The organism is Nocardia sp. NPDC051570, assembly GCF_044454005.1.
Classification (GTDB): domain Bacteria; phylum Actinomycetota; class Actinomycetes; order Mycobacteriales; family Mycobacteriaceae; genus Nocardia.
Window position 1 is genome coordinate 60,300 of the sequence record NZ_JBITDI010000013.1, and the last position, 13,854, is coordinate 74,153.

Genomic DNA, 13,854 nt, shown 5'->3' on the forward strand with positions numbered 1-13,854 from the left:
GAGCAAATCCGATGGTCGCGCGATCGTCGGGTATGACCTCCACTGCTGGACACACGACCTCCGACGCGGATCTCGACGCCGTCTTCGCGCCCCTGTTCGAGCGGATCGCCGCGGGTGCGGTCGACCGCGAGATCGACCGCCGCCTGCCCTATGAGGAGGTCGGATGGCTGCGCGAGGCGAAGTTCGGCGCGCTGCGCGTGCCGGTCGAATTCGGCGGCTACGGCGCGCGTGTGCGCCAGCTGTTCCGGCTGCTCATCGATCTGGCCGCGGCCGAATCCAATCTGCCGCAGGCGCTGCGCGTGCACTTCTCCTTCGTGGAGGATCAGGTGCTCGCCGCGCCCGGCCCGGATCGCGAGCGCTGGCTGCGTTCGGTCGCCGGGGGAATCCTGGTGGGCAATGCCATCACCGAACCGGGTGTGGGGGCGGTCGATCGCTACCGGACCCGGCTCAGCGGCGAGCCCCAGCGTCGACTGCTCAACGGCGTGAAGTACTACAGCACCGGATCGCTCTATGCCGACTACATCCTGGTCGCCGCCGACCGCGACGGCGAACGGGTCGGCGTGCTGGTCGACGCCGACGCCGCGGGCGTGCGTCAGCACGACGACTGGGACGGCTTCGGGCAGCGCCTGACCGCCAGCGGCACCACGGAATTCACCGATGTCGTGATCCCGGAGGAACGGATACTCGGACCGGGCTACGGCGCCGCCGGGGCCACCTATTCGACCGGCTATCTGCAACTGTTCCACCTGGCGGTGCTCGCGGGCATCGCGCAGCGGGCCGAAACCGATGCGCGGGAATGGGTTTCCGCGCGCACCCGCGGATACACCCACTCCGCCGCCGACCTGCCGCGCGAGGATCCGCTGGTACAGCAGGTGATCGGGCGATTGTCCGCCGTCGCCTTCTCCGCGCGGGCCACCGTCCTCGCGGTCGCCGACCTGCTCGACGAGGTGCTCGATACCGGAGCGAACGACGAAAAAGGTTTGAACGCGGTCGAACTCGCCGCGGCGCAGGCGCAGCTCTCGGTGATCGACACCGTCCTCGCCGCGACGACGCAGCTGTTCGAACTCGGCGGGGCCTCGATCGTCTCCGAGCGGCTGCGGCTGGATCGGCACTGGCGCAACGCGCGCACCGTCTCGGTGCACAATCCGGCCATCCAGAAGGCCCGTGCCATCGGCGATCATCTGCTCAACGGCGCCGCACTGCCGTTCGCGTGGAGCGCGGGCGAGCGCGCGTCGCAGGAGGTGGCGCGATGACCCGGCGCATCCATTTCAACGCCTTCGATATGAACTGCGTCGCCCATCAGTCGCCCGGGCTGTGGCGGCATCCCGAGGATCGATCGCATCGGTACAAGGAGCTGAGCTACTGGACCGAATTGGCGAAGCTGTTGGAGCGCGGGCGTTTCGACGGCATCTTCATCGCCGATGTGCTCGGCACCTACGACGTGTACGGCGGTAACGATCTCGCCGCGCTGCGCCAGGGCGCGCAGATCCCGGTATCCGATCCGCTGCTGCTGGTGACCGCGATGGCCGCGGCGACAACGCATCTCGGCTTCGGCATCACCACCGGAACGGGCTTCGAACATCCCTATCCGTTCGCGCGGCGGCTGTCCACGCTCGACCATCTGACGGGCGGCCGTATCGGCTGGAATGTCGTCACCGGCTATCTGCCCTCGGCCGCACGCAACTTCGGCGCGGACGATCAGCTCGATCACGACGAGCGCTACAACCAGGCCGACGAGTATCTCGAGGTGCTCTACAAGTTGTGGGAGGGCTCCTGGGAGGACGATGCCGTGATTCGCGATGCCGCCCGGGGCATCTACGTGGATCCGGCGAAGGTGCATCACATCGGGCATCGGGGCACGCATTACACGGTGCCCGGCATACATCTGTCCGAACCGTCGCCGCAGCGCACCCCGGTCATCTATCAGGCGGGCGCCTCATCGCGCGGAACCCGGTTCGCCGCCGAGAACGCCGAGGCGATCTTCGTCGGCGCACCGTCGAAACGCGTACTGGCGCAGACCGTCTCGCGTATCCGGGATGCCCTCGAGGCGGCCGGGCGCGGGCGTTACGACGCCCGCATCTACACCCTGGCCACGGTCGTCACCGACGCCACCGACGAGGCGGCCCGCGACAAGTACGAGGAGTACCTGTCCTACGCCAGCACCGAGGGTGCGCTGGTCTTCATGTCGGGCTGGATGGGGATCGACTTGTCCCGTTATGATCTGGACGATCCGATCGGGGATGTCCGGAGCAATGCCATCCAATCGGCGGTGGCCGCATTCCAGGAATTCGACGACGACGGTCGCGAATGGACCGTGCGCGATATCGCCCGATGGGGCGGAATCGGCGGTCTGGGACCGGTTTTCGTCGGATCCGGCGCCACGGTCGCCGACACCCTGCAGGAATGGGTGGACGAGACCGATGTCGACGGCTTCAATCTCGCCTACGCCATCACGCCGGGTAGCTTCGAAGACATTGTGGAGCATGTGATTCCGGTGCTGACCGAGCGCGGCGCCTATCCGGCAGAATATACTCCCGGCACCCTGCGCAATGCGCTGTTCGGCGCGGGCGATCGGCTGCCGGACAATCATCGCGGGGCGCGCTATCGAATCGGCGGGTCCGAATCGACGGTATTGCCCGATTCGATCTCGCGACCGGGCGCCGCGATTCCCGCCTCGTGAAACTCGGCGATGAATTCTCCGTGATTCCAACACTCGGGTGAGCAACCGTTCGGAAGCAGTATTCCGTTATGACAAAAGCTGATTCGACTCGTACCGCCGCCGTCGTCGGGGCCGGGCAGACCGGTGTCACCGCCGCACTCGGACTGCTCGGCGCCGGCTTCGACGTGACCCTCTACAGCGACCGTGACCAGCGCGGTCTGCGCGACGATGTGCCCGCCACCGGAACCGCGCTCGGTTTCGGCGAGGCACAGGCGGCCGAGGCCGCGCTCGGACTGGACACCTATATCGATCGCGCGCCGAACCATACCGGTTTGAGCGTGCGCATCGCCGGCGAAGAGAATGCCGAATTGATCGCATTCGACGGCGATTTCGAGGGGTATGTCGGAATCGCGGTCGATACCCGGCTCAAGGCCGATGAGCGGTTGACCGCATTCCTCGAACGCGGCGGCCGATTCGTCGTCGACGCCGTCACCCTGGATACGCTGGACGGTATCGCCGGATCGCATGATCTGACGCTGGTCGCCACCGGGCGCGGCGGCCTGTCCGAACTGTTCCCGATCGACCCCGAGCGCACGGTCTACGATGCGCCGCAGCGCGGCGTGCTCACCATTACGGTCACCGGATTGGGTTACGGCCCGGAGGTTTTCGCCCATCGCGGCCCGGCCGGCGGCGCGCACAGCGGCTTCTCCATCTTCGCCGAACAGGGCGAGGCCTGGTGGGGTCCGTATCTGCACAAGGACGCCGGACCGACGTGGGCGTTCCTGGGCTGGGCCCGGCCGGGCAGCGACTGGGAAAAGCGTTTCGCCGCCGCCGATTCCGCCGAGTCGGCGCATCGCGTCGTGCAGCAGCTCTACCGCGATTACATCGAATGGGATCTGCCGGAAGTCCTTGCCACGCGGCATATTCCGGAGGATCCGCATTCCTGGCTGAAGGGTGCGGTGCGCCCGGTCGTGCGGATCGGCGTGGGCGAGACGTCGAGCGGACATCCGGTGGCGGCGATCGGCGATACCGCGGTGGCCTACGATCCGATCGCCGGGCAGGGCGCGCAGAGCGGGCTCATCCAGGTCCAGCGTCTGGTCGCCGCGGCCGCGGGGCATGACGGGCCCTTCGACGCCGACTGGCTGCGGGCGCGGTATGCCGAATTCCTCGCGGCTCGTTCCGATGCCGCCGCGAAGGCCACCCGGCTGTTCCTCAGCGATCCCGAATTCGGCGATATCGGCAACCAGTTCTTCGCCACCGCCGCGGTCGATTCCGGCTTCGCCGCGGCGCTGGTCGGCCTGCTGCATCGGCCGCAGCCGTTCCTCGAGATCGACTCGGTCGAGGATGCGGCGGCGTATATCACCGGCGTGACCGGCGAGGATGCGGCCGAATTGCTGGGCCGGTTCCAGCCCGCGGGCCGGTTCGAGCGGTCGCGGTACGACGCGGCGATCGCCCGGGCTTGATGCGATGCGATCGCAGCGATTCAAAACCTCGTGTCGTGCTCTGCGTGCTGCTGAAGTGAAGGCACGCACCGGGGGCGGCCTCGAACGGAGCAAGGATGACGACCGAAAACATCGCCGAGGCGATCAAGTTCGCCTACTGGGTGCCCAATGTCAGCGGGGGCCTGGTCACCAGTGAGATCGAACAGCGCACCGGCTGGGACTTCGAATACAACAAGAAGCTGGCCCAGACCGCGGAGAACAACGGCTTCGACTACGCGCTGTCGCAGGTGCGCTATACCGCCTCCTACGGGGCGGAGTTTCAGCACGAGTCGACGTCCTTCAGCCTCGCGCTGCTGGGGGCGACCGAGCGGCTGAAGGTCATCGCGGCCATCCATCCCGGTCTGTGGCATCCGGCGGTGCTGGCGAAATTCGGCGCGACCGCCGATCATCTGTCCGGCGGCCGGTTCGCCATCAACGTCGTCTCCGGCTGGTTCGCCGGGGAATTCCGGGCGCTGGGCGAGCCGTGGCTCGAACATGACGAAAGATACCGGCGCAGTGCGGAATTCCTCGAGGTGATCCGCAAGATCTGGACCGAGGATAACGTGAACTTCGCGGGAGACTTCTATCGGATCCGCGATTTCACCCTCAAGCCCAAACCGCTCAATACCCCCGAGCGGCCGAATCCCGAACTGTTCCAAGGCGGTAACTCCACGGCCGCCCGCCACAACGGCGGCCGGCACGCGGACTGGTACTTCTCCAACGGCAAGGATTTCGACGGCGTCACCGAGCAGCTGAACGATCTCCGCGAGGTCGCTCGGCAGCATGATCGGGAGGTCAAGTTCGGTCTCAACGGCTTCATCATCGCCCGCGACACCGAGAAGGAGGCGCGCGATACCCTGCGCGAGATCATCGAGAAGGCCAATCGGCCCGCGGTGGACGGGTTCCGGGACGCGGTGCAGCAGGCCGGCCCGTCGACCCGGGACGGCAAGGGTATGTGGGCCGATTCGAGTTTCGAGGATCTGGTGCAGTACAACGACGGCTTCCGCACCCAGCTGATCGGCACCCCGGAACAGATCGCCGAACGCATCGTGGCCTACCGCGACCGTGGTGTGGACCTGATCCTGGGCGGTTTCCTGCATTTCCAGGAGGAGATCGAATACTTCGGCAAGCGAGTGCTTCCGCTGGTGCGCGAGCTCGAGGCGCAGCGCAGGCCGGTCGCGGCGGTGGCGGGTCGATGACCGCCGTCACGGCGCAACGCATCACCTCCGCTGATCATGCCCGCGAGGTGGCCGCCCGGCTGGCGTCGGAATTCGCCCTCGGCGCCGCCGAGCGGGATCGGCTGCGCGGGTTGCCCTTTCACGAGGTGGAGCGGTTGGCGGCCAGCGGTCTGCTGGCCGTCACCGTGCCCGCCGCCTACGGCGGGGCCGATCTCGCGGCGAGCGAGGTCGCCGAGGTGGTGCGGATTCTCGCGACGGCCGATCCGAATATCGCCCAGATTCCGCACAGTCACTTCGTCTATCTGAATCTGTTGCGGCTGGCCGGATCCGAGGAACAGCGGCGGTGGTACTTCACTCGGGTGCTCGACGGTGCCCGCATCGCCAATGCGCAATCCGAGCGCGGCGGCGCGACCGTTGCCGAGGTGCGGACCACGCTGAAGCCGCTCGGCGACGGGCGGTTTCGCATCGACGGCAGCAAGTTCTATTGCACGGGTTCGCTGTTCGCCGATGTGCTGGCCGCACTCGTCCGGCTCGATGATCCGGGTGCCGACAGCGGCCTCGCGCCGGGGGAGTACATCGCGTATCTGCCCGCCGATACCTCCGGGGTCGAGATCCTCGACGACTGGAATGCGCTGGGGCAGCGGACGACCGGTAGCGGGTCGGTGCGCTTCGATGGCGTGCTCGTGACGGCCGATCAGCTGGTCGAGCGGTCGGGCGCGGTGCGTGCGCCGACCGGTTACGGCGCCTTCGCGCAGCTGCTGCATGTGGCCATCGATGCCGGTATCGCCCGGGGTGCGCTCACGGCCGCGACGGAGTTCGTGCGCACCCGGAGTCGGCCGTGGTTCGAGGCGGGTGTCGAGCGGGCGATCGACGATCCCCTGACGATTCAACGCTTCGGCGAACTCGCCGTCGCGGTCGTGACGGCCGAGGCGACGCTCACCGCGGCCGGGCTCGCCGTCGACGCGGCCACCATCCCGGATCCCGGACCGGAGGCGGCGGCCGCCGCCTCGCTCGCGGTGGCCACGGCCAAGATCGTCGCCGATCGGGCGGCCGACGAGGTCGCCTCGGCCCTGTTCGAGGTGGGTGGAACCCGAAGCGCGGCAGCCGATCTCAATCTGGATCACTTCTGGCGCAATGCCCGCACCCACACCCTGCACGATCCGGTGCGCTGGAAGTTCCAGCACATCGGCCGGGCAGTCCTGCACGGAACGCCGCCACCGCTGCACGGCGTCATCTGAGATCGGAGTGGTGAATATGGCCGAGCTGACCGGGATTCCGGCGGACAGGGCCGGTCTGCGCCGGGCCTTCGCGGCGTTTCCCAGCGGTGTGGTGGCGGTCTGCGCCGAAATCGATGGCACCGCATCCGGATTGGCGGTGAGCACCTTCGTGCCGGTATCGCTGGATCCGCCGCTGGTGTCGTTCTGCGTGCAGAACGGCTCCACCACCTGGCCGCGCCTGGCCGCGGCCGGCCATCTGGGTTTGAGCCTGCTCGGCCTGGATCAGGAGGACGCCGCCCGCTCGCTGAGTTCGCGTGTGGGCGACCGCTTCTCGGGCGTGGGCCTGCATCGGGGTGCGGGCCATGCGATCTTCGTCGACGGTGCCTCGGCCTGGCTCGAAGGCAGCGTAGAGACCCAGGTGCCCGCGGGCGACCATCAGGTGGTCATCCTGCGCATTCATCGCCTGGCCACCCGCACCGACGTCGATCCGCTGGTCTTCCACGGCAGTCGCTTCCGCCGCCTGCATCCGGAGGAGGTACTCCATGGAGCCCGCTGAATCCCGTTCGCTGCGTGCGCTGTTCGCCGAGGACGCGCGTCGCTGGCTGGAGAACTGGCGGACCGGGCGGGATCGCTCGGGCCGCTGGTCGTGGGTGAACCTCGACTGGATCGGCAGTGTGATCGGACCCGCCTCGCTCTAAGCTGCCTCACACCGGATGCGACGGCCGGAAACACAGCCGTCGCCGCGTGCCCGGGCTCGGGCTGGTGTGTTCGACCACCGCGGCCGCCAGCCCGCGCGCCTCGATATCGTGCTGGTACATGTCCTGGCTGAATCCGTCGAGGTGAACCAGGGTGTGCCGGATGAGCATCGGCCCCACTTCGGGCGGTTCGGTACATGCGCGGCGATAATCCGAGGCCGCCCGCGGATCCTCGGTGAGCGCGGCCAGCGCCCCGATCCGCACCCGCTGGGTCAGCCCGGCCCAGATTCGCGCCTCCTCCGCGGTGCGGAGTCGCCGCCACCCGCCCCGATAGTCCAGATCCCGGATGATGTCGTCGGCCGGTTTGCCCAGGCGCGTCTCACACACCACGGCCCACAGCGCGCACAGCCAGCTCAGCGCCCGCAGGGTGTGCAGCGGTTCGCGCCGGGTCTCGAGTTCGTCCTCGGCCTCGTCATGGGTGTCGAGGTTCACCCAGCGGAACACCAGCGATTCGATCTCGGTCAGGAAGCCGCCCGGCAGATCGTCCACATCCGGACGCCCGATGCGCACCGCGCGGCCCGAGACCAGATCCCGCAGTTCGACCATGTCCGCGTCGGCGGTCCGCACCCAGCGGTGCGATTCCCTGGTCATCCTTGGGGCCCCCAGGTCGGTGCGGCAGGGCGCGATACCGCCCACTCGGATTGAGCCATGAATCGGACCGGCCCGCAAGCGCAGATTCTCAGGGTCGGGCTGGCAGGATCTCCCGGACGGTGTCGAATCAGGGCCAGCCCGTTCGTGTAGAGGATGAGAGCCGGTGACGGATCGGCTCATGGCGAAGGAGCACATCATGCCCGAATACCTGCTCAACATCTATCAGCCGGAGGCAGGGGAGCCGCCGGCGGATCTGGCCGAGATCATGCGCGAGGTCGAGGCGCTCAACGACGAGCTGCGGGCGGCCGGTTCGTGGGTGTTCGCGGCCGGGCTGCACGCACCTGATACCGCGACGGTCGTGCGGGCCCGGGGCTCGGAGATATTGATCACCGACGGCCCGTACGTGGAGAGTAAGGAGTACATCGCCGGATTCAGCCTCATCCGCGCGGTCGATCTGGATGAGGCGCTGGCGTGGGGGCGGCGATTGGCGGCGATTCTGCGCGGACTCCCGGTGGAGGTCCGACCGGTCATGGGTGACTGAATGAATCCGCCTGTGAGCCCGGATGTTTCGGCGGTGTTCGCCGAGCACTACGGCCGGGCGGTAGCCAGCCTGATCCGCGTCTTCGGCGATATCGATATCGCCGAAGACGCGGTCCAGGACGCCTTCACCACCGCCGTGCAGCGCTGGCCCGCCGAGGGCATCCCGCCGAGTCCGCCGGGCTGGATTATCACGACCGCGAGGAATCGCGCGGTGGACCGTCTCCGGCGCGAGGCGGCCCGGGCGGACAAGTATGCCCAGGCCGCTCTGCTCAGCCTTTCCACATTCGCCTCCGAGGACGGGAACCCTTCCTCAGGTTCCCCGCCCGGGGACCCCTCCCCAGGTTCCCCGCCCGCTTTTGGCGGGGACGAACGTCTGCGCCTTATCTTCACCTGCTGCCACCCCGCGCTCGCGATGCCCAATCGCATCGCCCTCACCCTGCGCCTGTTGGGCGGCCTGACCACCCTCGAGATCGCCCGCGCCTTCCTCACCTCGGAATCAACCATGGCGCAACGCATCTCACGTGCCAAGGCCAAGATTCGCGCCGCCCGGATCCCCTACCGCGTACCCCGGGACGCCGATCTGCCCGAACGGCTCGGGGCCGTGCTGGCGGTCGTCTATCTCATCTTCACCGAGGGCCATACCGCCTCCAGCGGAACGCAATTGACGCGTGGGGACCTGTGCGCCGAGGCGATCCGGCTGGGCCGCGTGCTCGTCGAACTGATGCCGGATGAGCCGGAGGCCGTCGGCCTGCTGGCCCTGATGCTGCTCACCGAGGCCCGCCGCCCGGCCCGCCACACGGCCGACGGCGCCCTGGTGCCGCTGGCCGATCAGGATCGCGGCCGATGGGATCGCGAGCTCATTGCCGAGGGGCATCGGCTGGTGCGAGAGTGCCTGTGCCGCAATCACCCCGGCCCCTATCAGATCCAGGCCGCCATCAATGCCGTACATACCGATGCCGCGACCGCCGCCGATACCGATTGGGATCAGATCCTGCGGCTCTACGACCAGCTCGCGGCGGTCGCACCCGGCCCGATCGTCTCGCTCAACCGGGCCGTCGCCGTCGCCGAGATCGACGGCCCGGCCGCGGCGCTGGCGCTCGTCGATGAACTACCGCTCGCGGATTACCACCTTTACCACGCGATCCGGGCCGACCTGCTGATCAGGCTCGGCCGAACCGCCGAGGCCGCAAGCGCATTCGCCGATGCCCTCGCGCGGACCGGCAACGCCGCCGAGCGCGACCACCTGCGCCGCCGCAGCGCCGACCTCACCGGGACAGCGAATTCTCCTGGGCCGGGAGCAACTTGTTGAGCTGCCGGTTCGCATACCGCATCACCATCTCGTAGGGCCAGGCGAACTTGCGGGCGAACCAGTAGCCGATTCGGATATCGGTCGCGGTGTGCACGAGATAGCGATTGTGCCTGATACCGGCGAGGATCCGATCGGCCACCTGCTCCGGCGTCGCCGCGTGGCCGACGAAGGCTCCGCGCAGCTTCGCCACCCGCGGATCGTCCGGATCGACGCCCACGATCTCTGTCGTCCTGACCATCGGGGTGTGCACCGCGCCCGGGACGACCAGGCTCACCCCGATGCCGTACCGCTCCAGCTCGAAGCGCAGCACCTCCGAGACCCCGCGCAGCCCGAACTTCGCGGCGCTGTAGGCGGCGTGCCACGGCAGCGCGAGCAGTCCGGCCGCCGAGGAGACGTTCACCAGATGTCCGCCACGCCCGGCCCGGATCATCGGCGGGACGAAGTTCTCGATGATGTGGATCGGCCCCATGAGATTCACCTCGACCATCGAGCGCCAATGCCGATGTTCGAGGTTCTCCACGGTGCCCCAGGCGGAGAGGCCCGCGATATTCATGACCACGTCCAGGCTGCCGTACTCGTCGTGCACCCGCTCGGCCCACGCGGTGACCGCGTCGTAGTCGGAGACGTCGAGTGTCTGCGCGTCGAGCACCTCACCCCCGGCCGCGCGGATCAGCTCGACCGTTTCGGCCAGCCCCGCGGCGGCGATATCGGTGAGCACCAGGCGCGCACCCGCGCGCGCGGCGGCCTGCGCGGTGGCCCGGCCGATACCGCTGGCCGCGCCCGTGATGAGGCATATCCGGTCGGTCAGATCCTTCATGAACGTTCACCCTAGCCATTGCGAACATCGTTGTACACAGTGCTGTTTCCCCCCTCGGAATTCCCCGTCGGTAAACGGGAAAACCCGCTGCCAACAATTGAATTCACGTTGATCGGGACGGCAGACAGTCGCACCGATGTCCGATACGTTCGAATTCACCATCCAGAGCGGTTGAGAGATCTGGCTCGACGAGACCGCAGCAACCCCCCGCGGGCCGGGTGCGGGTGCTACCGCCAGGACCGATGGAGGATCGCGATTCCATGACCACTGTGGCCGCTATCGATCCCTCCGGCACCGTCGAGGTGGCCGAGGACACCCTGCCGGTGGCGCGTACCCGGCACCCGTGGCGCTGGCTGATCGCCGTCGTCGCGCTGGTGCTGGTGGCCCAGTTCGCGCACGGCCTGGTGACCAATCCCGGCTGGGACTGGCCGACCTTCGCCCGATACTTCGCCGCCGATTCGGTGCTCGCGGCGCTGAAGCTGACCGTGGAGCTCACCTTCTGGGGGACGCTGTTCGGATTCCTGCTCGGTATCTGGCTGGCCGTGGCGCGATTATCGAAAGTCCCTGTGCTGCAGGTGATCGCCTGGGCATATGTCTGGGCGTTCCGCTCGATTCCGCTGATCGTGCAGCTGCTGTTCTGGTTCAACATCGCCTATCTGTACAAGCGCCTGTCGATCGGAATCCCGTTCGGCCCCGCGTTTTTCAGCTTCGATGTGAACGGGGTGATCAGTGGATTCACCGCCGCGGTCATCGGGCTGGCGTTGCATCAGGCGGCGTATTCGGCCGAGATCATCCGCGCCGGAATCATTTCCGTGGATCCGGGCCAGCTGGAGGCGGCCAAATCGCTGGGCCTGCCGTGGCGGCGGCAGTTCTTCACCATCGTGGCGCCGCAGGCCATGCGCGGCATCCTGCCCAATGCGGCCAACGAGGTGATCAGCCTGTTCAAGGGCACCTCGATCGTCTCGGTGATGGCGATCGCCGAGCTGTTCTACCAGGTCCAGGTGATCTACGGCCGCAACGGCCGGGTGGTCCCGCTGCTGATGGTGGCGACGGTCTGGTACATCGTGCTCACCAGCGTGCTGACCGTCGTGCAGTACTACATCGAGCGCCACTTCGCCAAGGGCGGCCATCGCGAGCTGCCGCGCACACCGTGGCAGCGCGTGCGCGGCAAGCTCGCCGAGATCACGGGGGAACGCCGATGAGCGCGTACACGGTCGAATTACGGGGCGTACACAAGCAGTTCGGCGCCAACGAGGTGCTGCGCGGGATCGATCTCGCGGTGCGCCCGGGCGAGGTGACGGTGATCCTGGGCCCCTCGGGTTCGGGCAAATCGACGCTGCTGCGGACGATCAACCACCTGGAGAAGGTCGATGCGGGGACCGTGCGGGTGGCCGGAGAACTGGTCGGCTATCGCCGCAAGGGCGCGAAACTGCACGAACGCAGCGAACGGGAGATCCTGCGCCAGCGCTCCCGCATCGGCTTCGTATTCCAGAGCTTCAATCTGTTCCCGCATCTGACCGTGCTGGAAAACGTTGCACTGGCCCCGATTTCGGCGCAGCGCCGTCCCCGCGCCGAGGTCGAGGCGGAGGCGGTCGATCTGCTCGAGCGGGTCGGACTGGCCGATAGGGCGCAGGAGTATCCGCGACGGCTGTCCGGCGGCCAGCAGCAGCGGGTGGCCATCGCCCGCGCGCTGGCGCTGCGCCCCCAGGTGGTGCTGTTCGACGAGCCGACCTCCGCGCTGGATCCGGAGCTGGTCGGCGAGGTGCTCGACGTGATCCGGGCGCTGGCCCGCGACGGCGCGACGCTGGTCATCGTCACCCACGAGATCGGCTTCGCCCGCGAGGTCGCCGACACCGTGGTGCTCATGGACGCCGGGCGGATCGTCGAACAGGGCCCGCCGGGTCAGGTGCTCGACGATCCGTCCCATCCGCGCACCAAATCCTTTCTCGCACATGTTCTCTGAGGGAGATGAGACGTTGTCCCGCAACTACTCCGCGGTCCGCACGGTGCATCACATCGCGCAGGACGATGCCCTGGCCGCCCCTGAGCTATCTGTTCATCACCCACGACCTGGCCGTGGTCCGGCGCGTCGCAGACCGGGTGGCGGTCATGAACGCCGGGCGAATCGTCGAGACGGCCGGCATCGCTGAGCTTTTCCATCATCCGCGCCATGAGTACACCCGTGAACTGCTGTCGGCCATTCCGGGCGCCGGGCGGCCGATCGCCATCGAAAGGACGGCCTGAATGACCCATTCACAACCGCTGCTGGGTGTCGAATTGTCCGGCACCGGAACACATCCCGCCTCGTGGCGGCGCGCGGATTCGCGCGCCGAGGAGCTGTTCACCGCCGGATACTGGCTCGACGCCGTACTCGCGGCCGAGGCCGCGGGGGTGGATCTGGCCTTCCTGCCGGATTCGTTCGCACCGCAGGTTCAGGGCGCGGTCGGGCGGCTCGAGGCCGTGGGCATCGCCGCGCGGGCGGCCGCGGCGACCCATCGGATCGGGCTGATTCCGCAGGCGCCGGTCACCCACACCGAACCGTTCCACGTCTCCAAGGCGATCGCGAGCCTGGATTTCGCCACCCACGGCCGGGCGGGCTGGGAGGTCACCGTCTCCTCGGGTCAGGCCGCGCTGTTCGGCCGCAAGGCCGAACAGGATCCGGCCGGGCTGTGGCACGAGGCCGATGAGGCGGTGGAGGTGGTGGCCCGGCTGTGGGACAGCTGGGAGGACGATGCCGAGATCCGCGACCTGACGACCGGCCGCTTCATCGACCGCGACAAGCTGCACTACATCGACTTCGTGGGCGAGAACTTCTCGGTGAAGGGGCCCTCGATCACCCCGCGGCCGCCACAGGGTCAGCCGCCGGTGGCGGTCCGGGCCGAGGATGCGCACAGCACCCGCGTCGCGGTCCGGCGCGCCGACCTGATCCGCGTCGCCGCACCGGATCTCGACGCCGCGGCGGGGATTCGCGACGAGCTACGGGCGGCGGTCGCGGCGGCCGGTCGCGATCCGCGATCGGTCTCGGTGCTGATCGATCTCGATGTGCATCTGGCCGCGACCGAGGAGGCGGCCGCGGCCGAATTCGATCAGCTCGAGACGTGGACGACCACACCACCGAAGGCGTTGCGGCATATCGGAACTCCGGCGACCCTGCGCGCGCTGCTGGCCCGGATCGCCGCCGACGGAGTCGTACTGCGCCCGCTGGCCCTGCCCGCCTTCCTCGCCCAGCTGCCGCGCCTGACGCCCACCCTCCGCGACCGGCTGGGTCTGCCGCACCCCCTCAACCGCTACGCGCTCACCGCCTGAG

14 protein-coding genes, 1 pseudogene and 1 riboswitch are annotated in these 13,854 nt (G+C 68.2%); of the genes and pseudogenes, 13 read left to right on the forward strand and 2 right to left on the reverse strand.

The annotated features are described in order from the left end of the window. The first annotated feature begins 32 nt into the window (after positions 1 to 32). From ACIA76_RS29440 to ACIA76_RS29470, 7 genes are all read left to right on the forward strand, one after another. A complete protein-coding gene (locus ACIA76_RS29440) occupies positions 33 to 1,253 on the forward strand; it encodes an acyl-CoA dehydrogenase family protein (RefSeq protein ID WP_397156296.1) in 1,221 nt (406 codons plus the stop codon). Continuing rightward, positions 1,250 to 2,680, forward strand: a complete 1,431-nt coding sequence (locus tag ACIA76_RS29445; protein WP_397156298.1) for an LLM class flavin-dependent oxidoreductase — start codon at positions 1,250 to 1,252, stop codon at positions 2,678 to 2,680. The genes ACIA76_RS29440 and ACIA76_RS29445 overlap by 4 nt, the downstream gene beginning before the upstream one ends. Positions 2,681 to 2,748: 68 nt before the next feature. Beyond that, positions 2,749 to 4,122 (forward strand): styrene monooxygenase/indole monooxygenase family protein, encoded by a 1,374-nt coding sequence (locus ACIA76_RS29450; RefSeq protein WP_397156300.1) that lies wholly within the window; start codon positions 2,749 to 2,751, stop codon positions 4,120 to 4,122. Between the two features lie 95 nt (positions 4,123 to 4,217). Further along, on the forward strand, positions 4,218 to 5,339 hold the full coding sequence (sfnG, locus tag ACIA76_RS29455) for a dimethylsulfone monooxygenase SfnG (RefSeq protein WP_397156302.1): 1,122 nt from the start codon (positions 4,218 to 4,220) through the stop codon (positions 5,337 to 5,339). Next, on the forward strand, positions 5,336 to 6,556 hold the full coding sequence (locus ACIA76_RS29460) for an SfnB family sulfur acquisition oxidoreductase (protein WP_397156304.1): 1,221 nt from the start codon (positions 5,336 to 5,338) through the stop codon (positions 6,554 to 6,556). Before sfnG ends, ACIA76_RS29460 begins: the two co-directional genes overlap by 4 nt. Positions 6,557 to 6,572: 16 nt before the next feature. Further along, positions 6,573 to 7,091, forward strand: a complete 519-nt coding sequence (locus tag ACIA76_RS29465) for a flavin reductase family protein (protein ID WP_397156306.1) — start codon at positions 6,573 to 6,575, stop codon at positions 7,089 to 7,091. Beyond that, complete coding sequence (locus ACIA76_RS29470; RefSeq protein WP_397156308.1) at positions 7,078 to 7,233, forward strand: hypothetical protein; 156 nt, start codon at positions 7,078 to 7,080, stop codon at positions 7,231 to 7,233. The genes ACIA76_RS29465 and ACIA76_RS29470 overlap by 14 nt, the downstream gene beginning before the upstream one ends. 6 nt (positions 7,234 to 7,239) lie before the next feature. On the opposite strand, the gene ACIA76_RS29475 is transcribed toward ACIA76_RS29470, so the two are convergent. Then, entirely contained in the window at positions 7,240 to 7,881 is a 642-nt protein-coding gene (locus ACIA76_RS29475) for a hypothetical protein (protein ID WP_397156309.1), read from the reverse strand. Positions 7,882 to 8,077: 196 nt separating this feature from the next. Here ACIA76_RS29475 and ACIA76_RS29480 point away from each other — a divergent pair, with 196 nt between their 5' ends. Further along, positions 8,078 to 8,422, forward strand: a complete 345-nt coding sequence (locus ACIA76_RS29480; RefSeq protein WP_397156587.1) for a YciI family protein — start codon at positions 8,078 to 8,080, stop codon at positions 8,420 to 8,422. Then, the gene (locus ACIA76_RS29485) at positions 8,423 to 9,730 is read left to right on the forward strand and encodes an RNA polymerase sigma factor (protein ID WP_397156311.1); all 1,308 of its coding nucleotides are present in this window, start codon (positions 8,423 to 8,425) and stop codon (positions 9,728 to 9,730) included. On the opposite strand, the gene ACIA76_RS29490 is transcribed toward ACIA76_RS29485, so the two are convergent. Continuing rightward, positions 9,687 to 10,547 (reverse strand): SDR family oxidoreductase, encoded by an 861-nt coding sequence (locus tag ACIA76_RS29490; protein ID WP_397156313.1) that lies wholly within the window; start codon positions 10,545 to 10,547, stop codon positions 9,687 to 9,689. The genes ACIA76_RS29485 and ACIA76_RS29490 overlap by 44 nt on opposite strands. Positions 10,548 to 10,702: 155 nt before the next feature. After that, positions 10,703 to 10,796, forward strand: a riboswitch (SAM riboswitch). Between the two features lie 11 nt (positions 10,797 to 10,807). Here ACIA76_RS29490 and ACIA76_RS29495 point away from each other — a divergent pair. The 4 genes and pseudogenes from ACIA76_RS29495 to ACIA76_RS29510 all read left to right on the forward strand — a co-directional run bounded on the left by ACIA76_RS29495 (position 10,808) and on the right by ACIA76_RS29510 (position 13,853). After that, positions 10,808 to 11,749, forward strand: coding sequence for an amino acid ABC transporter permease (locus ACIA76_RS29495; protein ID WP_397156315.1), 942 nt, complete (start codon positions 10,808 to 10,810; stop codon positions 11,747 to 11,749). Continuing rightward, a complete protein-coding gene (locus ACIA76_RS29500) occupies positions 11,746 to 12,510 on the forward strand; it encodes an amino acid ABC transporter ATP-binding protein (protein ID WP_397156317.1) in 765 nt (254 codons plus the stop codon). Before ACIA76_RS29495 ends, ACIA76_RS29500 begins: the two co-directional genes overlap by 4 nt. A gap of 80 nt (positions 12,511 to 12,590) precedes the next feature. Further along, positions 12,591 to 12,791, forward strand: a pseudogene (locus ACIA76_RS29505) (ABC transporter ATP-binding protein); the annotation flags it as partial. Then, positions 12,792 to 13,853, forward strand: a complete 1,062-nt coding sequence (locus tag ACIA76_RS29510) for an LLM class flavin-dependent oxidoreductase (protein ID WP_397156319.1) — start codon at positions 12,792 to 12,794, stop codon at positions 13,851 to 13,853. Position 13,854: the final 1 nt, after the last annotated feature.